Consider the following 20,411-nt stretch of genomic DNA (forward strand, 5'->3'; position numbering starts at 1 on the left):
AGAAGCTCAGACCCGGATCGCCAGAAAGGCGACCCAAGGGGTTTATACTCCCGTTGCCGGTATACCTGTCCGCTCAACAGGCCGGGGCGCTGTCAACTCTTTCCAGGTGCTCAGCGCCTTGTTCACATGGGTATTGGCCTCACGTGCCACGAACTTCCCGTGCCCTTCCTGAGTCTGAATCTCGCCATCATGTACGGCCACCGCACCGCGGGTCAGCGTGAACCGGGGCAACCCGCGCACTTCCTTGCCTTCGAACACGTTGTAATCGATCGACGACTGCTGCGTATCAGCCGAGATCACCTTGGCCTTGTCCGGATCCCAAACCACCAGATCAGCATCCGCTCCCACGAGAACCGCACCTTTTTTCGGGTAACAATTCAATATCTTGGCAATATTAGTTGAAGTCACGGCCACGAACTCATTCGGTGTCAATCGCCCGGTATTCACCCCATGGGTCCACAGCATCGGCATCCGATCCTCCAGCCCTCCGGTCCCGTTCGGGATTTTGGTGAAATCACCCACGCCATATCGTTTCTGCTCGGTCGTAAAGGCACAATGGTCCGTTGCTACGACGCTCAGAGTTCCCGATTGCAAACCGTTCCACAAGCTGTCCTGATGCTGTTTGTTCCGGAACGGAGGGCTCATGACCCGACGTGCAGCGTGCTCCCAATCGTGGTGGAAGTATTCACTCTCATCCAATGTCAGGTGTTGGATCAAAGGTTCGCCCCAAACCCGCTTGCCCTGCATCTTGGCGCGCCGGATGGCCTCGTGCGCCTCCTCACAGGAAGTATGCACCACATAGAGCGGCACACCCGCCATATCTGCAATCATGATCGCCCGGTTGGTTGCCTCACCTTCCACCTGCGGTGGGCGGGAATAAGCATGTGCCTCTGGTCCAGTATTGCCTTCGGCGAGCAGTTTCGCGCTCAGCTCAGCAACCACATCGCCGTTCTCGGCATGCACCATCGCAGTGCCGCCCAGCTCGGCCAAACGCTTGAACGAGGCAAAAAGCTCATCGTCGTTCACCATCAGTGCGCCTTTATAGGCCATGAAATGCTTGAACGTGTTGATGCCGCGCGTCTCGATGACGGTTTTGATGTCATCAAACACCTGCTCGCCCCACCAGGTCACCGCCATATGGAACGAATAATCACAGTTCGCGCGCGTAGACTTGTTGTCCCAACGCTTCAGGGCGTCCAACAGGCTTTCGCCCGGATTAGGCAACGCGAAATCCACAACCATCGTGGTCCCGCCTGCCAGCGCTGCGCGCGTGCCGCTTTCGAAATCATCGCTGGAATAGGTTCCCATAAACGGCATTTCCAGATGCGTGTGCGGGTCAATCCCTCCGGGCATGACATAACAGCCCGATGCATCAAGTTCCTTATCACCTCGCAGGTCCGGCCCAATCTCAGTAATCACACCACCTTCGACCTTTACATCCGCCTTATAGGTCAGATCAGCGGTCACAACGGTTCCGTTCTTGATTACAGTGCTCATGTTAAACTCCCTGATGCGGTCTACGCCGCTTGCTTCATCTGGCTAAAAATACCCCGGGGGAGCCGCCCATCGGGCGACGGGGGCAGAGCCCCCTATTCCACAATCTCTGCTGTCTCAACGACCGCATGCAGCAGAACATCCGCCCCGGCTGCAGCCCAATCCTTGCTGATCTCCTCAGCTTCATTATGGCTCAACCCATCAACGCATGGGCACATCACCATCGCCGTTGGCGCTACCCGGTTGATCCAGCAGGCATCATGCCCGGCGCCCGAGATGATATCCGTATGCGAATACCCCAACCGCTCAGCCGCATCGCGCACCGCCGCCACGCAACCTTCATCAAACTTCACCGGATCAAAACCGCCCACTTTCTCGAATTCGATCTGCAGCCCCATCTCTTCGACGATATCTTCAGCTGCGACTCGCAGACGGTTCTCCATATCAGTGATAACGTCCAACTCGGGCGAGCGAAAATCGACCGTGAACACTGCCTTTCCGGGGATCACATTGCGTGAGTTCGGATAGACATCGATATGCCCCGCCGCACCCACGGCATGAGGTGCATGCGACCATGCAATCTCGTCCACTTTCTCAAGAATACGCGCCATCGCCAGCCCGGCATTCTTGCGCATCGGCATCGGTGTAGACCCAGTATGCGCATCCTTGCCGGTCACGGTAACCTGGGTCCAGCTCAAACCCTGACCATGGGTTACAACGCCAATATCCTTACCTTCAGCTTCCAGAATCGGGCCTTGTTCAATGTGCAACTCAAAGAAAGCGTGCATCTTGCGCGCACCAACCTCTTCATCGCCGCGCCAACCGATGCGGTTCAGTTCATCTCCGAACTTCTTTCCTTCGGCATCCTCACGTGCATAAGCCCAGTCCTGAGTGTGCATTCCGGCAAACACCCCCGAAGACAACATCGCCGGGGCAAATCGCGTTCCTTCTTCGTTGGTCCAATTGGTGGCCACAATAGGGTGCTTGGTCTTGATGCCCAGGTCATTCAGCGTGCGAATGATCTCCAGCCCACCAAGCACGCCAAGAACGCCATCATACTTGCCACCTGTGGGCTGCGTATCCAAATGCGACCCTACATAAACCGGCAGAGCCTCGGGGTCCGCTCCCTCTCGTCGGGCAAACATATTGCCCATCTGGTCCAGCCCCATCGAGCAACCGGCATCCTCGCACCATTTCTGAAACAGCGCGCGCCCTTCGGCGTCCTCGTCCGTTAGCGTCTGACGGTTGTTGCCACCCGCGACGCCTGGGCCGATCTTGGCCATCTCCATCAGGCTGTCCCATAACCTGTCGCCATTGATCCTGAGATTCTGCGCCGGAGCTGCCATCATGTTCTTCCCTGTTGCTTGCGATTTGGCTCGCTTTTGGTGTCTTGATTTGACCATCTGGTCAAACTCACGCTATCACGGGTTCGACATCAGTCAAGAAATTGCAGTGGCCTGCCGGAATTTTCGACATAATTGACGCCCAACTGGCCGAAAAAAGGACAACAGGTGAACATGCCCAAAGACCGCGCCCCAACCCGGATTCAGCAAAAGAACCGAGCAGCGATTCTCGAGGCGGCCCTGAATGTGTTCTCAGCCCACGGTTTTCGCGGCGCAACCGTCGACCAAATTGCAGCTGAGGCGGGGCTAAGCAAGCCCAATCTGCTCTATTATTTTCCATCGAAAGAAGCGATCCATACAGCCCTGTTGTCGGGTCTGCTTGAAGTCTGGCTCGCTCCCCTGCACGCGTTGAATGAGGATGGCGACCCGCTGGAAGAAATACTGTCTTATATCCAACGCAAGCTTGAGATGAGCCGCGACCTGCCGCGCGAGAGCCGCCTCTTTGCCAATGAGCTTGTTCAGGGCGCGCCGCGCATTCATGAAGCTTTGTCCAGCGATCTCAAAAAACTGGTCGATGAAAAAACCACGATTCTGACAAGCTGGATGGCTCAGGGCAAAATTGCACGAGTCCATCCCTATCATCTGATTTTTTCGATCTGGGCGCTGACACAGCATTATGCGGATTTCGATGTTCAAGTCCGGGCAATTCTTGGGGAAGAAGACCCTTTCGAAGGCGCGGTTCCGTTCGTAGAAACGCTCTATCGAAAACTGCTTACACCGTAAGAAACGCTTAACCCTATTGAGAAAAGCTCGGAGCATGATGACGTATCGCTCAGATCCCGAGCCTTGGATCACCCAGCTTTTCTCGTCCCGATCTGCTCGAACGGGAGCTGTTGTGCGACGCTTAGTTGCTTGGGTCGAACGGGAGGTTGGTCACGCGGCTTTTCAGGCAGAAGTGAAACGGCGCGGATACCATTTGATCCGCACCGCCAATCAATATGTCATCATCTGCCACAACGGACCCATCGACATTCTGTTCTGAGTAAATTCGTCGAATTTTCTACGCCAAGATTTTTCGACGAAAAATCTCTGACTACTCCGCCGCTTTCGCCATGGGGTTGTTGGGGTGTGTCGTCCAATTGGCATATTCAGGATCAACGACCTTGCCTGTGCGCGGATCAACCGCTCCGGCGGCCATCGGCTCCATGGAAATACACCCCTCTACAGGGCACACATCCACGCAAAGATTGCAGGCCACGCATTCCTCGTCGATAACCTCGAACACCCGATCCGCCGACATCGAAATCGCCTGATGGCTGGTGTCTTCACAGGCTGCAAAACAGCGACCGCATTTGATGCACTGATCCTGATCGATCTTCGCTTTGGCGATGTAGTTGAGGTTCAGATATTGCCAATCCGTCACATTGGGCACTGCGCGTCCGATCACTTCGTCGATATTGGCATAGCCTTTCTCATCCATCCATTCCGACAGGCCAGCCGTCAATTCATCGATGATTTTGAACCCATAGGTCATCGCTGCAGTGCAGACCTGAACATTGCCGCAACCCAGCGAGATAAACTCTGCTGCATCGCGCCAAGTGGTGACGCCACCGATGCCTGAGATCGGTAGCCCATGCGTGGCTTTGGCCCGCGCAATCTCGGACACCATCGACAACGCGATTGGTTTCACCGCCGGTCCGCAGTAGCCACCATGGCTGCCTTTACCGTCAATCGAGGGTTCGGGGCTGAACGTGTCCAGATTGACACTGGTGATCGAGTTGATCGTATTGATCAGCGATACCGCATCCGCGCCCCCATTCATCGCCGCCGCCGCAGGTTTGCGGATATCCGTAATGTTCGGCGTTAGCTTCACGATAACTGGGCGGTCGTAATACTGTTTGCACCAACGGGTCACCATTTCGATGTATTCCGGCACCTGCCCGACGGCAGACCCCATACCCCGCTCGCTCATCCCGTGCGGACAGCCAAAATTCAGCTCGATCCCGTCCGCACCGGTTTCAGCCACACGCGGCAGAATGGCCTTCCAAGCAGCCTCTTCACAGGGCACCATGATCGAGGCGATCAGGGCGCGATCTGGATAATCCGCCTTTACGCGGGCCATTTCCTCAAGGTTCACCTCAAGCGGTCGATCTGTGATCAGTTCGATGTTGTTGAGTCCCAACAACCGGCGGTCCGCGCCATAAATCGCGCCATAGCGTGGGCCGTTCACATTCACGACCGGAGGCCCCTCGGCCCCCAAGGTCTTCCACACTACGCCGCCCCATCCGGCCTCGAAGGCGCGGCGAACATTGTACTCCTTATCCGTCGGTGGCGCGGAGGCCAGCCAATACGGGTTCGGGCTTGATATTCCAAGAAAGTTTGATGTTAAATCAGCCATTTATCCGGCCTCCCTGATGCAGCTCTGCATCTTTGTCTTTGAGTTTCACGCGCTCAGAGCAGCGTGGATATCCATCGCGGCATCGCGACCTTCGGCTACGGCGGTCACGGTCAGGTCTTCGCCTCCTGCCGCACAGTCTCCGCCAGCCCACACACCGGTCATTGAAGTGCGTCCCGCCCCGGTCACGGCAATCTTATTGCCATCCAGCGTTAGGCCTTCCGGCGCACCGTCAAGCGTCTGACCGATGGCCTTAAAAACCTGATCGGCGGGCACACGGACAGTTTCACCCGTTCCGGTCAGTCGACCATCATGGCTCGCAGTATACTCCAATTCGATCTCTGCTGCGGCACCATTTCCGTGAATGGCCACCGGCTGAACATTGCAGAGAATCCGAACACCATGCGACGCCGCCAAATCCTGTTCGTACCGGCTGGCACCCATCGCGTCGCGACCTCGGCGATAGGCGATGGTGACGTGCTCAGCGCCTAGCAGTTTCGATTTCACTGCCGCATCTACGGCAGTCATACCACCGCCAATCACAACGACATTGCGACCCACAGGTAGATCAACCAGATCGCTGGCCTGTCGCACATCCGAGATAAAGTCGACCGCCGGGCGCACCCCGTCTTTATCGACCCCATCAGCACGCAGTGCGTTCACCCCCGCAAGTCCTATTGACAGGAAAACAGCGTCATAGTTCTCCTGCAACCCTTCCAGAGAAATCGTCTCTCCCAGAATCGAACCGGTCTCGATCGCGATCCCGCCTATTTTAAGCAGCCAATCGACCTCGGCCTGTGCAAAATCATTAGTAGATTTATACGCCGCAATCCCGTATTCGTTCAGACCGCCTGGCTTGGGCTTGCCTTCGTGGATCACCACATCGTGCCCCAGCATCGCCAGACGATGCGCACAGGCCAGACCGGCGGGCCCTGCCCCAACTACGGCAATTGTCTTGCCGGTTGATGCGGCGCGCTCGAACGGATGCGCACCCGAGGCCATCACATCATCGGTTGCATAACGCTGCAGGCGTCCGATCTCGACCGGCTTGCCTTCGGCCGTCTCACGCACGCAAGCCTCTTCACACAAAGTTTCGGTCGGACAAACCCGGGCACACATGCCGCCCAGAATGTTCTGCTCCAGAATGGTCTGCCCTGCCGCCTGCGGTTGCCCGGCCTGAATCTGGCGAATGAACAACGGAATATCGATATCCGTAGGACAGGCCGTCACACATGGCGCGTCATAGCAGAAATAGCATCGATCGGCGGCCACAGCGGCCTCGTGCGGGGCCAGTGGCGGATGCAGATCGGTGAAATTCGAGGTCAGCTCATCGCTGGAAAGCCGCCCGGAGACGATCCCGGGTGCCATCTGGCCCTGTGCCATCACTCTACTCCCTGTAGATATGTTTGTTATGGACCCCAGCTTGCCACAATCTGATTTTTTATCAATTGGTAAAATTTGCCAAATGGTCAAAAAATGAAAAATCCGGGCGGAATGGCCCGGATTCAGGCAGAAATTGCCTATTTTGTTGGCAGCGGCGGCTCAGACCATCCCGCCCAGGTGGCCGGATTTGATCCAAACACGGGCTCCGCCCTCTCCTGCTACAGCAGCAAAGCGTGATCCAGGCGGCAAGCGCAACCAGTCCCAAGTGCCAAATTCTTCGCCCGCCTCGGCAAAGCCACCTTCGATAACAAAGACCTCAAACCCCTTATTGGCGTCCAATTCAATATGTTCGCCCGCGCCCCAGGTTTGCACCTGGACATCCTCATGCACATCCTTGAACAAATCGATATCTCCGCCCCCGTTGATCGAGCGCCGAACCTCGGTGCGGTCATCGGGGTCGAACTGATGCAATTTGACCAGAATAGTCGCGCCTTCGCTGGCCGAGGGTGTATGGGAGGACGTCGGGGGATTGCGTACATAGCTGCCGACAGGGAAATCTCCGGTTTCATCCTGGAACACTCCGTCCAGCACCAGATATTCCTCACCCCCGTCATGAGTATGCGACGAAAACGCGCTGCCGGGGGCAAAGCGCACGATGGTTGTGGCACGCGCCACTTCCTCGCCAATGCGGTCCAGCATCTTGCGTTCGACGCCAGCAGCCGGTGACGCGACCCATTCGGTCTGATCAAAGTGAACGGCGACCCGCTGTGTGAAATCTGCATTGACCCGCATATGCAATCCTCCTGCGTTGCTGTCACATTAGATGGGAGCACGAGCCGGATTTGCAAACCGGTCATGTTTGGGGTTTTGACGCCCTTCACAGCTTGTTGTACTTCCGGTTGAGGCAGCGGCCGAATACCGGCCCGATCAGAAAGCGCAACACGATGCAGGCAAGCCCGGCGACATTCAACATCCTCATCATCGGGCAAAACAACCGGCTGCAATACGAGGCTCTTTTGTTCGCTGCCTCGCTGCGCCACAGCTCACCAGGGTTCAAAGGTCGGCTGTTCGTCGGGGTGCCACAGCCCGGCCCTCTTTGGCCTCAGAACCCCAGCATTCAGGATGCCGAAGTTCTTGAAGCCCTGCAGCATCTGGGTGCCGAGATTCTGCCTTTTGAATCTCATGCTTTTGGCTCGAGCTATCCCAATGGCAACAAGATCGAAGCTTTGCTGGCGATGCCAGAGGGCGAGCCCTTTGCCTTTTTCGACTCCGACACTCTGATCACCGGCGAAATTTCCGACGTCCCGTTCGATTTCGAACAGCCCGGCGCCTCACTTCGGGTCGAGGGAACATGGCCCAAACCCACGCTCTACGGCCCAGGATATGAGGGTATCTGGCGCGCACTGTATGACCGGTTCGGGCTAGATTTCGAAAGCTCTCTCGATCCCAGCCAGCCCGAGGGCTATTGGCGGCGCTACCTGTATTTTAACGCCGGTTATTTCTTCTACAAATGCCCCCGCCAATTTGGTGAGCGGTTTATGGGCTATGCCCGCACCATTCGCGACGAGGAAATCCCCGAACTGACCGGGCAAGTTCTGAACCCGTGGCTAGATCAGATCGCCTTGCCGCTGGTCATCCATTCCTTCGGTGGCGGACGGGATGCCCTGCCCGAGGGCCTGCTGGATGGTCGGATCAGCTGCCACTATCGCCTGTTCCCGATGCTCTACGCCCGCGAAAGCGATCATGTGGTCGAGATATTGGAAACCGTCGTGGCCCCGAACAAGATCAAAAAAGTGCTCAAAGGCTATGATCCACTGAAGAAGCTGGTGATACAGCGCAAGGGTGCGAAGATCCGGGCATTGTTCGACCGAAACAACCTGCCCGCACGCGAACAGGTCATTCGCAAAACGATCAAGTCCAAGGGGCTTTGGCTGCGGTGACGCGGACATTGTGCCGGGCGAGCCAATGTCCTAGAGATTCAGCAACACACATTCCAACAGGAGATTTCCTCGATGTCTGACGGACCCACCTACGGTTTTGACACGCTGCAAATTCACGCCGGGGCCCGCCCCGACCCTGCCACAGGCGCGCGCCAGACACCGATCTACCAGACCACCGCTTATGTCTTCCGCGACGCTGACCACGCCGCCGCGCTGTTCAATCTGCAGGAAGTGGGGTTCATCTATTCCCGCCTGACCAACCCGACGGTTGCCGTGCTGCAGGAACGTGTGGCGACGCTTGAGGGCGGCGTTGGCGCGGTGTGCTGTTCCTCGGGTCACGCGGCGCAGATCATGGCGCTGTTCCCGCTGATGGGACCGGGCTGCAACGTGGTGGCTTCGACCCGTCTGTACGGCGGCACGGTCACGCAGTTCAGCCAGACGATCAAACGCTTTGGCTGGTCGGCCAAGTTTGTCGACACCGATGATCTGGACGCCGTCAAGGACGCTATCGACGAAAACACCCGCGCGGTGTTCTGCGAATCCATCGCCAACCCGGGCGGTTATGTCACCGATATCCGTGCGCTGGCGGATGTGGCGGACGCAGCAGGCATTCCGCTGATCGTCGACAACACCTCGGCCACGCCCTACCTGTGCCGCCCGATTGAACACGGCGCGACTCTGGTCGTTCACTCGACCACCAAGTACCTGACCGGCAACGGCACCGTGACCGGCGGCTGCATCGTGGATTCGGGCAAGTTCGACTGGTCGGCGAATGACAAGTTCCCCTCGCTCAGCGAACCCGAATCCGCCTATCACGGCCTGAAATTCCACGAGACCTTCGGCCCGCTCGCCTTTACATTCCACGGCATCGCGATCGGTCTACGCGATCTGGGCATGACGATGAACCCTCAGGCGGCGCATTACACACTGATGGGGATAGAAACGCTATCGCTACGGATGGAGCGCCATGTCGAAAACGCGCAGAAAATAGCAGCGTGGCTCGAGGCAGACGACCGTGTGGATTACGTGACATATGCTGGCCTGCCATCCTCGCCTTATAGCGACAGGGTAAAAAAGCACTACCCGCGCGGCGCGGGCGCCCTGTTCACCTTTGCGGTCAAGGGCGGCTATGACGCCTGCGTAAAGCTGGTGAACGCGCTTGAGATCTTCAGCCACGTGGCCAACCTTGGCGACGCACGGTCGCTGATCATCCACTCGGCCTCGACCACACACCGTCAGTTGACGCCCGAGCAGCAGGAAGCTGCAGGCGCAGGCCCTGGAGTGGTGCGCGTGTCCATCGGGATCGAGGATGCAGACGATCTGATCGCTGATCTCGATCAGGCTCTGTCCAAAGCCAGCGCCTGATCCGATGACCGGGCACAACACAAATGAACTGGGTCAACCCATCGGTTTTTCGGTCACGGGCGAGTTCCCTCGCCCCACGCCACCTTACACACCGATGCAGGGCCGGTTCTGTTCCGTTGTGCCATTGGATGTAAACAGGCACGCGCCCGGCTTGTACCGGGCGTTTGCCAATGACATGGACGGCCGCAATTGGACTTACCTTCCCTACGGCCCGTTCGACTCTGAGGCGGATTTCACCGCATGGGCGCAGTCAAATTGCATGGATGCGGACCCGATGTTCCATACAGTGCTCGACGCGGATGAGGTACCCGTCGGGATGGCCTCGTACCTTCGAGTCGAACCAGCCGCGGGTGCGATCGAAGTGGGCCACATCCATTTCTCACCCCTGCTGCAGCGTAAACCGCAATCGACCGAAGTGATGTATCTGATGATGCGCCGGGTATTCGATGAGCTTGGCTATCGCCGCTACGAATGGAAATGCGATGCGCTGAACGCGCCATCAAAACGCGCAGCTGAACGTTTGGGTTTCACGTTCGAGGGCGTCTTCCGGCAGGCGACACATTACAAAGGACGCAACCGGGATACGGCGTGGTTTTCGATTATCGACAGCGAGTGGCCGCGCATTCGCGCGGCATTCGAGAACTGGCTTGCGCCGGGGAATTTCGATGCATCGGGCCAGCAGCGCCAACCGCTGCAAGCCCGCGTTGGATCGTAGCTTACTCCGCGATTTCGAACTCCATCGCGATATTGACCGAAACGGAAATCTCTCCGCCTGCGACCGGCACGCCACCGGCGTCCGACATCGCCATCTCGCGCATCTGAGCCATCGGGCGAACACCTCCGCCGTGGTCGTTGATCGATAGGACGGGACCCAGCGTAACCCCGGACGCCTGCGCTAGTTGCTGCGCCTTCTCGGTCGCATCTGCCACAGCTTTGGCCCGTGCTTCAGCCTCAAGCGGTTTGGGCTCTTGCACGCCAAAGCTCAGACCGCCGAAATCATTGGCACCGTCCTTGATGACCGCATCCATGATCTGGCCCAGATTATCCAGATCCCGCACGCGTACCGAAACGCGGTTGGACGCGGTGAACCCAGTGATCTTGGGTGGCTCATTGCTGGAATTGCTGCGCCCCGACCAGACCGGTGAAAGCGAAAGATCGCGCGTCTGAACATCGCGCGCCTCCAATCCCATTTCGTCCAGTCGTTTGAGGATCTGCGTCACCGCGTCCGAGGTCGCCTGCATCGCTACCGATGCCTGCGCATCCTGATTGGTCACGCCCAGTGTTATCGTTGCCATATCGGGTGCAACCAGAGCCGTACCGGTCCCGCTGACCGAGATGCGACGTTCTTCCGCATGGGCGGGCAGAGTCGCGGTGGCAGCGGCCATGGCGGCCAAAAAAGCAAGTGTCTTCAAGATGATCCCTCCTTGATGCTTGCTCTCAAGATGGGTGGTCGGGCCCGTACACGGCAAGGGGGAAACGTGCCTTTTTCTTTCCCTCGGCGAGTTCCTGCTCTAATCTCGGCGGGCAGACATCTAAGCGTTTGCATAAAAGCCGACAATTATGGTTCATCGCGATTATGAAACCCGCCTTTGCGCTGTCATTTTCTGAAAACGGCATTTCCTTGCATCATCAGTCGGATGGAGACTGGTACTGCATTGGAACCGTTCCGTTAGATGCGTCGGATTTCGCGGACCAGATGCAGGCCCTTCGGGATCAGGGATTCGCGCTGGAAAATGACCTGAGTTGCAAGCTTGTTATTCCATCCGATCAGGTGCGCCTCTTGGTTGTCGACACCGATGGTTTGGACACCGATGCAGCGGCGAAAAAGGTCAAGGATACGTTGGCCGCAGCCACGCCCTATGAGCTATCAGAGCTGGCTTATGTCGCGGGCAACGCGGGGACTGAGACCCCAGTTGCCGCTGTGGCCCAGCAAACGCTGGACGAAGCCAGCGCATTTGCCACCGATCATGGCTTTATCCCCGAGGCATTCTGGGTCAGCGCAACCGGCAACGATGCTCTGGACGCGCCATTTCTGGAACTGCCGATCATTGTGGATGAGGACGCTGTGATTGCGGCCCCCAAACCCGTTGATACGCCGGACATACCGGTTCACGCCATCGCTGAAGATGCAGCCCCCCCTGCATTTGAGCCTGCTACCAAAGCACTGCCCTCGTCTGCCAAGACAGGAACGGATCTGAAACGCTTTGCAATTCCTGCGATCGCAGCGTCGGTTGTGGTTGGAATGTTGCTGGGTGTCTGGTCTTACAACAGCTCTGACCCCGAAATTGTCGAAGTGGCCGAACCGTTAGAGCCCGAGCTGCAGCCAGAGCCAGAAATTGCAACTGCAGAACCGCAGGCACAACCCGAACCTCAGGAAACCGAGATCGCAAGCCTCCCACAAGAACCTGAAGTGGCAGAGGAAGAACCGGTGCTCACCCCCACGGACGAGGCCATTCTCGAAGCACTGAAGATTGAACCGGAGCCGGTCGAAGACATCGCTGATCTGCCAGAGAGCAGAACCGAGTTTCGTGAGTTTACCGGCACCGCCCCTGTTGAACCTTCAGAACTGGAGCCAGCGCCTGTGGCTGGCGTGGATAATCAATATCTCACATCGGTCGATCGCTCGAACCTGTCGACCGATTCCGTCGCACTACCCGAACTTGCCAGCCTCGACACAGATGCGTCTTTTGAGTCGATCTCTTTGCCAGGCCAAGCGGGGCAGCGGTTCAACCTGGATGAACGCGGACTTGTGACGCCAAGTGCCGAAGGCACGCTGAACCCGGCCGGTGTAATGGTTTATCTGGGTCGTCCCGCGTCCGTGCCCCCCGAACCCCCAACCAGGTTCGAAACAGAACCCGTTGTCATAGAAGAGTTCGATGAGAGACTCGCGGCGTTTCGCCCACGGCCACGCCCGGAAAATCTGGTGGATCAATTCGAACGCCAGCAACTTGGCGGTCGATCCCGGCAAGAACTGGCCTCGGTCCGGCCCAAGCTGCGGCCCGAGTCTCTGCAAACCCCTCCGCAGGTCGATGAAACCCCGACTGCGCTGGCTGTTGTACGGGTACCCCGTCCAAAAATCAGGCCTGCCAGCATCACGGCGCGCGCGACACGGCAACCTAGTTCTGGGAGTGCAGCGCTGGCCTCGACCGCAAATGTGGCCAGTAATGCCGATGAAGTTGGTTCGTTCCAACCCAGAACGGTCAATCCCAAAATTCCGTCTTCCGCGTCAGTTGCGCGACAAGCAACCATCGACAACGCGATTAACCTGCGCAAGTTGAACCTAATCGGCGTGTACGGCACCCCGGCAAACCGCCGTGCTTTGGTCCGCCTGCCCAGCGGACGCTACAAAAAGCTGAAGGTGGGCGATCGCATCGACGGAGGTAATGTCATCGCCATCGGCGACAGCGAGTTGCGCTATCAGAAGCGCGGCAAGAACATCACGCTCAAGATGCCGCGCGGGTAAAGAAAAAGCGCCATGTCGGTCAGACACGGCGCTCGGTTGATTTCATTGATTCATGTTTAGGCTGCCGAGATTTCACCCGACTCGATCTGCTCGCGTTCGATCGATTCAAACAGGGCTTTGAAGTTGCCCTCACCAAACCCGTCATCCCCTTTACGCTGAATGAACTCAAAGAAGATCGGGCCAATGACTGTTTTCGAAAAGATCTGCAGCAGAATCTTGGTCTCACCGCCATCAACTACACCTTCGCCGTCGATCAGAATGCCGTGCTTCATCATCCGATGCTTGGGCTCATCATGGCCGGACACACGGTCGTAAGACATGTCATAATAGGCCTCGTTCGGACCGGGCATGAACTTCAGACCCTTCTCGGCAATGGCATCGGTCGAGGCGTAGATGTCGTCGCTGCCCACCGCGATATGCTGGATGCCTTCGCCATTGTACTTCTTCAGGTAGGAGACGATCTGTCCGGTCTCGCCACGATCTTCATTGATCGGAATTCGGATGCGACCACAAGGTGAAGTCAACGCGCGACTGTAAAGCCCGGTGAACTTACCTTGAATGTCGAAAAAGCGGATTTCACGGAAGTTGAACAGGTCGCCGTAGAATTTGAACCACTTGTCCATGTTGCCCTTGAACACGTTGTGGGTCAGGTGATCGAGATAGTAGAACCCATCGCCGCGCGGTTTTGACTGCTCCAGCCATTCAAATTCCTCGTTGTAGGGCGAGGTGTCATAATACTGATCGATGAAGTAGATCAGCGAACCACCAATGCCCTTGATCGCCGGAACATTCATGGTCTTGTCTGCGCCATCATAAGGCTCAGCCCCTTTGGCGATCGCGTGTTCATAGGCCTTCTGAGCATCAACAACGCGCCAGCCCATGGCAGGGGCGCAGGGGCCGTGCTCGGCCACGAATTTGGCTGCAAAACTGTCAGGATCCGCGTTCAGGATGTAGGTTACATCACCCTGTTGCCAAAGCTCAACCTTGGGGGTGTTGCGGTGATAGCCGACATAGTCGAAGCCCATTCGCGCAAACAGGTCTCGCAGCTCTTGCGGCTCGGGGTGTGCGAATTCAACAAACTCAAACCCGTCGGTACCGGCTGGGTTTTCTTCGCTGATGACAGATTTCGGGGCGTTATGCGGGAAAGGACCCATGGCGCGTCTCCTCGGAAAACAGGAATTTCTTTGCTGATTCAAAAATACGCCTTAATGAGTGCTGTTTCTGCGCATTGTTTTCGTATAAACTAAGTTTAGATGCGTACTTTCCGCATATTGATTGCAAATTTTGGGGAAACGCCGCACGTGCTGGATCGGATTGATATCGGAATACTCGCAGCTTTGCAGCGCGACGCGCATCTGACGTCGCAGCAATTGGGTGATGTGCTGAATCTATCTGCCAGTCAGGCGGGCCGTCGCCGACAGCGCCTTGAGGCCGAGGGTTATATCACTGGGTACACCGCACGACTGGACCCGCTGAGGCTGGGGCTACAGGTTCAGGGGTTCATTCAGGTGCATCTGGGCACTCATGGCCCCGAACAATCCGCAGGCTTCGCCCGCATGGTCAACACCCGCCCCGAGATCACCAGCGCCTGGACGATGACAGGTGAGGCAGATTACCTGCTTCATGTCTATTGTGACGACTTATCCGCACTCAATACCTTGCTTCACGAAGTGATCCTGCCGCATCCTGCAGTTGCACGGGTGCAAAGCCAGATCGTAATGGACCAATTGAAACGCGACGCGCCGCTCCCGACCTGAGCGGATTTAAGAGGACAATAATGAACGAGTTCCTTTATCAGGCATCGATCTATCTGGCAGCTGCGGTGATCGCAGTGCCGCTTTCCGCCCGTCTGGGTCTGGGATCGGTGCTGGGTTATCTGGCCGCAGGCATCGCGATTGGTCCCATTTTGGGCCTTGTCGGGGCCGAGACGGAAAGCCTGCAGCATGTGGCCGAATTCGGCGTCGTGATGATGCTGTTCCTGATCGGGCTCGAGCTTGAGCCCCGTGCCTTGTGGGATATGCGGGACAAATTGTTAGGCTTGGGCGGGCTGCAGGTCGGCCTGTCGACCGCCGCAATCGCAGCTGTGGCGTTCTATGCGGGTCATCAGTGGTCGGTGGCGCTGGCGGTTGGATTAACCTTGTCACTTTCTTCCACTGCAATCGTGCTGCAGACCCTATCCGAAAAGGGCCTGATGCAAACCAACGGAGGTCGAGCGACCTTCTCGGTCCTGCTGACGCAGGACATTGCCGTAATCCCGATCCTAGCTTTCCTGCCGCTGCTTGCCCTGCCCGCAAGCATCCACATCGAAGATGACGGCTCCATCAGCCGTGGCGTAGGCATAGCCAAAGACGCGGATTATCACGCCAAACTCTCGCTGGTCGAAGGTCTGCCCGGCTGGGCCGTTACGCTTGTCACCATTGGCGCCGTCGCGTTTGTCGTATTGGCCGGCATCTACCTGACCCGCCCACTGTTCCGTTTCATCCACGCCACCCACCTGCGCGAAATGTATACGGCACTGGCGCTAATGATCGTGGTTGGCATCTCGTTCCTGATGACCCTTGTGGGCCTGTCGCCCGCTCTTGGCGCGTTTCTGGCCGGAGTGGTTCTGGCCAGTTCGGAGTTCCGACACGAAATGGAAAGCGACCTTGAGCCGTTCAAGGGGCTTTTGCTGGGCCTGTTCTTCATCACCGTGGGCGCTGGGATCGATATCGGGTATTTCTTCGCCGACCCGTTTGACCTGATCGGTTTGGCCTTGCTGGTCATACTGGCCAAGGGGATCATCCTGTTCATCGTCGGGCGCGCCTTCAAGCTGCGCGGGCGCGATCACTGGCTGTTCACGCTGGGTTTGGCCCAGGCCGGTGAATTCGGCTTTGTCTTGTTGGCGTTTTCTACGCAGCAGAACGTGATTCCGCCGGGCTTGTCGCAAAAACTGTTGATGATCATCGCGCTGACCATGTTGATCACACCGCTTCTGTTTATCGTCTACGACGTACTTTCGCGCTTTCTCGGCGAGAGCAATCCGCAGGTTGAACCCGATCAGATCGACGAAAAAGGCCCTGTCATCATCGCCGGGATCGGTCGCTTTGGGCAGATCGTCAACCGGCTGGTACAGGCAAGCGGGTTTAAAACAGTTGTTCTGGACCACGATATCGAAACGATCCAGCTGATGCGACGGTTCGGTGTCAAAGGCTTCCTTGGCGACCCCACTCGCCCCGAATTGCTGCGCGCTGCTGGAATCGAAAAGGCAGCGGTCCTTGTCGCGGCCATGGATGACTACAAACAGGTCACCCGTCTCGTCGGATATGCCCGCCGCCAGCGGCCCGATCTGCACATCATCGCCCGCGCCCGCGACCGCAACCATGTCTATGAACTGTATCAGGCAGGGGCCAACGATATTGTCCGCGAGATGTTCGACGGATCGCTACGCGCGGGCCGCTATGTATTGGAGAACATTGGCCTCAGTGAATACGAGGCTGCACAAGCTGAACAAACCTTTTATCACCACGACCGGGGATCGGTGCGCGAGCTTGCAGAACTGTGGATCCCCGGCATGCCCACAGCCGAAAACAAGAAATACATCGAGCGTGCGCGGCAACTGGAAAAAGATCTGGAAACCGCGCTGCTGGAACTGGCCGAGGAACACGCCAAGAAGTCGGCTTAACCGTCCGACACACCCGCTTCAGCGAATGTCGCCATGCCGGAATGGCAAGCAACCGCGCTTTTCAGAATGTTGATCGCCAACGCCCCGCCCGAGCCCTCGCCCAAGCGCAGGCCGAGGGTCAGCAATGGCTCCTTGCCGAGCTTGCCCAGCATCGCGGCATGCGCGCCCTCGGCGCTTTGGTGGCCCGCGATGGTGTGATCAAGCGTTGTTTCCGAAATCTGCGCCAGACAGGCTGCAGCTGCGGTGCAGATGAATCCATCCAGAATTACCGGTATCCGCAATACGCGCGCGGCGGCTATCGCACCCGCCATAGCCGCAATCTCGCGTCCGCCGAGGCACCTTAGAATATGAAGTCCATCGCCCTGACCATGCAGAGCGACGCCTTCCGCAACAACCCTGGTTTTGTTCGCCAGACCTGCATCATCCACACCGGTCCCGCGGCCAGTCCAGTCGGCAGCATCCCCGCCAAATAGCGCGCAAGCGATGGCGGCAGCCGGCGTGGTATTTCCGATCCCCATCTCTCCAACAACCAGCAGATCGGCCTGCGGATCAACCGCCTGCCATCCTGTGTGCAGTGCGCTTAGAAATTCCTCTTCGCTCATCGCGGGGGCTTGGGTAAAATCTGCGGTCGGACGGTCCAGCTCCAGCGCGTGCACGTCCATCTTCGCGCCCGCAGCCTTTGCCAACTGGTTGATCGCCGCGCCGCCATGTTCGAAATTCATGACCATCTGCACCGTCACTTCGGGCGGGAACGCCGAGACACCTTGAGCAGTTACGCCATGGTTGCCAGCAAACACGATGACCTGCGGCGCATCGATCCGAGGCCGCGCATCCCCGCGCCAACCTGCATACCAGATCGCCAGATCCTCAAGCCGCCCCAACGCGCCGGGCGGTTTGGTTAGTTGACCGTTGCGCTCTTCCGCGCCCTGCTTGGCAGCGGTGTCCGGACCGGGTGCGCCGGTCAGCGCATTGCGGAAACTGTTCAGGTCATTGAGTTCGGGCAGCATGGAAAGCCTCGTTGCATCAGAGTGGTTGTGTGTGTTTAACCAATGCTGGCAAAGCAACAAGACCCGGAAAGGCCTGGGAGTGACCAAAAACGACACCGCCCCGTTTTCCCTGTGGGATATCCCGCTGGCTCTGGTCCTTTTGACGCGCCTGCCCCTGCCACGCCTGCCCGATCAAGCGTTCACCCGCCAGTCGCGTGCGGCTTGGGCCTATCCCCTTGCCGGGCTTGTTGTGGGGGCGCTGGCTTGCGGCGTCGCCTGGATTGCAATCTGGGCGCAGCTGCCAACCCTTGCCACCGCCGCCCTGCTGGTCGCCACGTTGATCATCGCAACCGGAGCGATGCACGAAGACGGGCTAGCCGATACGGCCGACGGGCTTTGGGGCGGCTTCACAACCGAACGTCGACTGGAGATCATGAAGGACAGCCATATCGGTACTTACGGCGTACTGGCCCTGTTGCTGGGCCAACTGCTTCGAATTGCTGCTGTTATGGCACTGATCGGTGCGGGTCTGTTGACGGGCATATTGGCCGCCTGCCTGTTCTCACGCGCCATGATGCCCGTGCTGATGCGCGCGCTACCCTACGCTCGCAAATCGGGGCTGAGCCATTCGGTTGGTGCGCCCCCCTTGTCTGCGGTGCTGGCGGGTATCGTGTTGGCTATCGTCCTGTCGCTATTGCTGCTGGGTGGACCAGCCATCACGCCGATGCTCTGCGCCCTGCTTGCAGCGGCTTTTGTCGCTCGCATCGCCAAGACCAAGATCGGTGGCCAAACCGGTGATATTCTGGGGGCCACGCAGCAGGTCTCGGAAATCATCTTCCTCCTGGCGCTAACAGCCTCAATCTAAGACGCCCCACCGGTTTCAATGCGCAGCGTCGCGCCACAGTGTTTGCAATGCACAGCATCCGGATCGTGCCGGAACAGGCCGCAGCTTGGGCATTTGTAGCGCACTTTCTGCGGCATGAAGATCGCCTGCGCCAGACGGACAAACAACGCCACGCCAACAACCATGATGAAAACGGAAAACAGCTTTCCCGCTGGTGTGCCCAGCGTGATATCTCCGAACCCCGTTGTCGTCAGGGTCGCCATAGTGAAATAAAGTGCGTCGATATAGGGGGTCTGCGCATCTTCGGGGACGAAAAAGACCAGTACTGCAGTCGAGGTTGCAAAAACAAAGACCATCAGATTGATCGCCGCAATCACCGCGTCCTCGTGGGTTCGGAAGAAAGGACTATCTCGGCGCAAATCCCGCAGCAGATGATAGGAATGGATCAGCCGCAACGCGCGCAATATCCGAAGAAACGCGAGATTGCCGGTCAGGAACGGGTCAAGCAGCAGCGACACGATCACAACGATGTCTGCCATCGTGTAAATCTGGCGCAGCAGTTTCCAGCGGTCTTTGGAAATCCACATCCGCGCGCAGAAATCCATTAGGATGATCAGCCCGACACCCAAACTTGCCGCCGTCAGCCCAGGCCCATGCGGGATATTCGCCGTGGAGACAAAAAAGATGATCGAGGCGATATCGAACAGGATCAGCCCATAGCGAAACCAGACCGAGACCGGCTCGTGGCTGATGTAGAGAAACTTGACAGTTTGCTTCATCATGTCCCCGTATCTTCCTGCAGTTACAGAAAAATACCCGACACACACCACAAGACCAAGCGCCTAGTCACGAAAAAGGGCCGCCCCGGATATCGGGACGACCCTTAAATTGGCTTGAACGCGATCAGGCTGCGCGTGAGGTCAGAACCTCATCGACCTGTTTGGCAGCCGAAATCTCATCGGCGCCAGAAACTGCGGCCACTTCGCGTGTCAGACGTTCCAGCGCGGCTTCGTACAGCTGACGTTCGGAATAACTCTGCTCGCGCTGGTCGTCGGTGCGGTGCAGGTCGCGGACCACTTCGGCGATCGAGATCAGGTCACCCGAGTTGATCTTTTGCTCGTATTCCTGCGCCCGGCGCGACCACATGGCACGCTTGACCTTGGCTTTGCCCTTCAGCGTCTTCATTGCCTGGCTGATCACATCCGGTGAGCTGAGCGACCGAAGCCCCGATTCAGTGACCTTGTTAGTCGGCACGCGCAGGGTCATTTTGTCTTTTTCAAAAGAAATCACGAACAGCTCAAGCGAGAAGCCCGCAACTTCCTGCTCTTCGATTGACACGATCTGACCTACGCCATGAGCCGGGTAGACGACATAATCGTTCGGGCGGAACTCAAGCTTTTTCGATTTCGACATTCATATTCATCCTTCATTACTGATCGGGATATGAGACGACAAAAGCACCACAGCCGAGGCCCTGCATGGCCCCGTCAGGCGGCTTATTTGTCAAAAATTCAGAACTCCAAAGCGAGCATACTTA

The 20,411-nt window shown here is 57.7% G+C and carries 19 protein-coding genes; 9 read left to right on the top strand and 10 right to left on the bottom strand.

Going from position 1 to position 20,411, the window contains the following annotated elements; all coding sequences use genetic code 11:
• Positions 1–42: 42 nt before the first annotated feature.
• Both hydA and ACR0DE_RS12935 read right to left on the bottom strand, forming a co-directional pair.
• The gene (gene hydA, locus ACR0DE_RS12930; protein WP_170393377.1) at positions 43–1,497 is read right to left on the bottom strand and encodes a dihydropyrimidinase; all 1,455 of its coding nucleotides are present in this window, start codon (positions 1,495–1,497) and stop codon (positions 43–45) included.
• 92 nt (positions 1,498–1,589) lie between these two features.
• Positions 1,590–2,840, bottom strand: coding sequence for a Zn-dependent hydrolase (locus ACR0DE_RS12935; RefSeq protein WP_170662813.1), 1,251 nt, complete (start codon positions 2,838–2,840; stop codon positions 1,590–1,592).
• Between the two features lie 171 nt (positions 2,841–3,011).
• On the opposite strand from ACR0DE_RS12935, the gene ACR0DE_RS12940 reads away from it, so the two are divergent.
• Together ACR0DE_RS12940 and ACR0DE_RS12945 are read left to right on the top strand one after the other, a co-directional pair.
• Positions 3,012–3,620 (top strand): TetR family transcriptional regulator C-terminal domain-containing protein, encoded by a 609-nt coding sequence (locus ACR0DE_RS12940; protein WP_170393378.1) that lies wholly within the window; start codon positions 3,012–3,014, stop codon positions 3,618–3,620.
• Between the two features lie 112 nt (positions 3,621–3,732).
• Positions 3,733–3,879, top strand: coding sequence for a hypothetical protein (locus tag ACR0DE_RS12945; protein WP_480503159.1), 147 nt, complete (start codon positions 3,733–3,735; stop codon positions 3,877–3,879).
• 51 nt (positions 3,880–3,930) lie between these two features.
• On the opposite strand, the gene preA is transcribed toward ACR0DE_RS12945, so the two are convergent.
• The 3 genes from preA to ACR0DE_RS12960 form a co-directional block, all read right to left on the bottom strand.
• A complete protein-coding gene (gene preA, locus ACR0DE_RS12950; RefSeq protein ID WP_480753573.1) occupies positions 3,931–5,235 on the bottom strand; it encodes an NAD-dependent dihydropyrimidine dehydrogenase subunit PreA in 1,305 nt (434 codons plus the stop codon).
• Between the two features lie 45 nt (positions 5,236–5,280).
• On the bottom strand, positions 5,281–6,615 hold the full coding sequence (locus ACR0DE_RS12955; RefSeq protein WP_480753575.1) for an NAD(P)-dependent oxidoreductase: 1,335 nt from the start codon (positions 6,613–6,615) through the stop codon (positions 5,281–5,283).
• Positions 6,616–6,774: 159 nt separating this feature from the next.
• Positions 6,775–7,407: a cupin domain-containing protein gene (locus ACR0DE_RS12960; protein WP_480753578.1), complete on the bottom strand. Its 633-nt coding sequence runs from the start codon at positions 7,405–7,407 to the stop codon at positions 6,775–6,777.
• Between the two features lie 152 nt (positions 7,408–7,559).
• On the opposite strand from ACR0DE_RS12960, the gene ACR0DE_RS12965 reads away from it, so the two are divergent.
• The 3 genes from ACR0DE_RS12965 (at position 7,560) to ACR0DE_RS12975 (ending at position 10,635) form a co-directional block, all read left to right on the top strand.
• A complete protein-coding gene (locus ACR0DE_RS12965) occupies positions 7,560–8,555 on the top strand; it encodes a hypothetical protein (protein ID WP_170817645.1) in 996 nt (331 codons plus the stop codon).
• 72 nt (positions 8,556–8,627) lie between these two features.
• Positions 8,628–9,920 carry an O-acetylhomoserine aminocarboxypropyltransferase/cysteine synthase family protein gene (locus ACR0DE_RS12970; protein WP_170393386.1) on the top strand — a complete coding sequence of 431 codons (1,293 nt, stop codon included), beginning with the start codon at positions 8,628–8,630 and terminating at the stop codon, positions 9,918–9,920.
• 4 nt (positions 9,921–9,924) lie between these two features.
• Positions 9,925–10,635: a GNAT family N-acetyltransferase gene (locus ACR0DE_RS12975; protein ID WP_170662233.1), complete on the top strand. Its 711-nt coding sequence runs from the start codon at positions 9,925–9,927 to the stop codon at positions 10,633–10,635.
• A 1-nt stretch (position 10,636) separates the two neighbouring features.
• On the opposite strand, the gene ACR0DE_RS12980 is transcribed toward ACR0DE_RS12975, so the two are convergent.
• The gene (locus tag ACR0DE_RS12980) at positions 10,637–11,332 is read right to left on the bottom strand and encodes an SIMPL domain-containing protein (RefSeq protein ID WP_170421149.1); all 696 of its coding nucleotides are present in this window, start codon (positions 11,330–11,332) and stop codon (positions 10,637–10,639) included.
• A gap of 164 nt (positions 11,333–11,496) precedes the next feature.
• On the opposite strand from ACR0DE_RS12980, the gene ACR0DE_RS12985 reads away from it, so the two are divergent.
• A complete protein-coding gene (locus ACR0DE_RS12985; RefSeq protein WP_480753580.1) occupies positions 11,497–13,383 on the top strand; it encodes a hypothetical protein in 1,887 nt (628 codons plus the stop codon).
• Between the two features lie 56 nt (positions 13,384–13,439).
• Here ACR0DE_RS12985 and hppD read toward each other — a convergent pair whose 3' ends face one another.
• Positions 13,440–14,537, bottom strand: coding sequence for a 4-hydroxyphenylpyruvate dioxygenase (gene hppD / locus ACR0DE_RS12990; RefSeq protein WP_170393394.1), 1,098 nt, complete (start codon positions 14,535–14,537; stop codon positions 13,440–13,442).
• A 147-nt stretch (positions 14,538–14,684) separates the two neighbouring features.
• On the opposite strand from hppD, the gene ACR0DE_RS12995 reads away from it, so the two are divergent.
• Together ACR0DE_RS12995 and ACR0DE_RS13000 are read left to right on the top strand one after the other, a co-directional pair.
• Positions 14,685–15,140, top strand: coding sequence for an Lrp/AsnC family transcriptional regulator (locus ACR0DE_RS12995; protein ID WP_170405101.1), 456 nt, complete (start codon positions 14,685–14,687; stop codon positions 15,138–15,140).
• A 20-nt stretch (positions 15,141–15,160) separates the two neighbouring features.
• Entirely contained in the window at positions 15,161–17,044 is a 1,884-nt protein-coding gene (locus tag ACR0DE_RS13000) for a monovalent cation:proton antiporter-2 (CPA2) family protein (RefSeq protein ID WP_170393396.1), read from the top strand.
• Here the strand turns inward: ACR0DE_RS13000 and cobT are convergent.
• The gene (gene cobT, locus ACR0DE_RS13005; RefSeq protein ID WP_480753583.1) at positions 17,041–18,051 is read right to left on the bottom strand and encodes a nicotinate-nucleotide--dimethylbenzimidazole phosphoribosyltransferase; all 1,011 of its coding nucleotides are present in this window, start codon (positions 18,049–18,051) and stop codon (positions 17,041–17,043) included. The genes ACR0DE_RS13000 and cobT overlap by 4 nt on opposite strands.
• A gap of 79 nt (positions 18,052–18,130) precedes the next feature.
• Between cobT and cobS the strand changes: the two genes are divergently transcribed.
• Positions 18,131–18,895: an adenosylcobinamide-GDP ribazoletransferase gene (cobS, locus tag ACR0DE_RS13010; RefSeq protein WP_480753587.1), complete on the top strand. Its 765-nt coding sequence runs from the start codon at positions 18,131–18,133 to the stop codon at positions 18,893–18,895.
• Here cobS and ACR0DE_RS13015 read toward each other — a convergent pair.
• Positions 18,892–19,653 (bottom strand): ion channel, encoded by a 762-nt coding sequence (locus ACR0DE_RS13015; protein WP_170406404.1) that lies wholly within the window; start codon positions 19,651–19,653, stop codon positions 18,892–18,894. The genes cobS and ACR0DE_RS13015 overlap by 4 nt on opposite strands.
• Before the next feature lie 124 nt (positions 19,654–19,777).
• A complete protein-coding gene (locus ACR0DE_RS13020; RefSeq protein ID WP_010439402.1) occupies positions 19,778–20,287 on the bottom strand; it encodes a CarD family transcriptional regulator in 510 nt (169 codons plus the stop codon).
• Between the last annotated feature and the right edge of the window lie 124 nt (positions 20,288–20,411).

Source organism: Ruegeria sp. C10 (assembly GCF_056537805.1).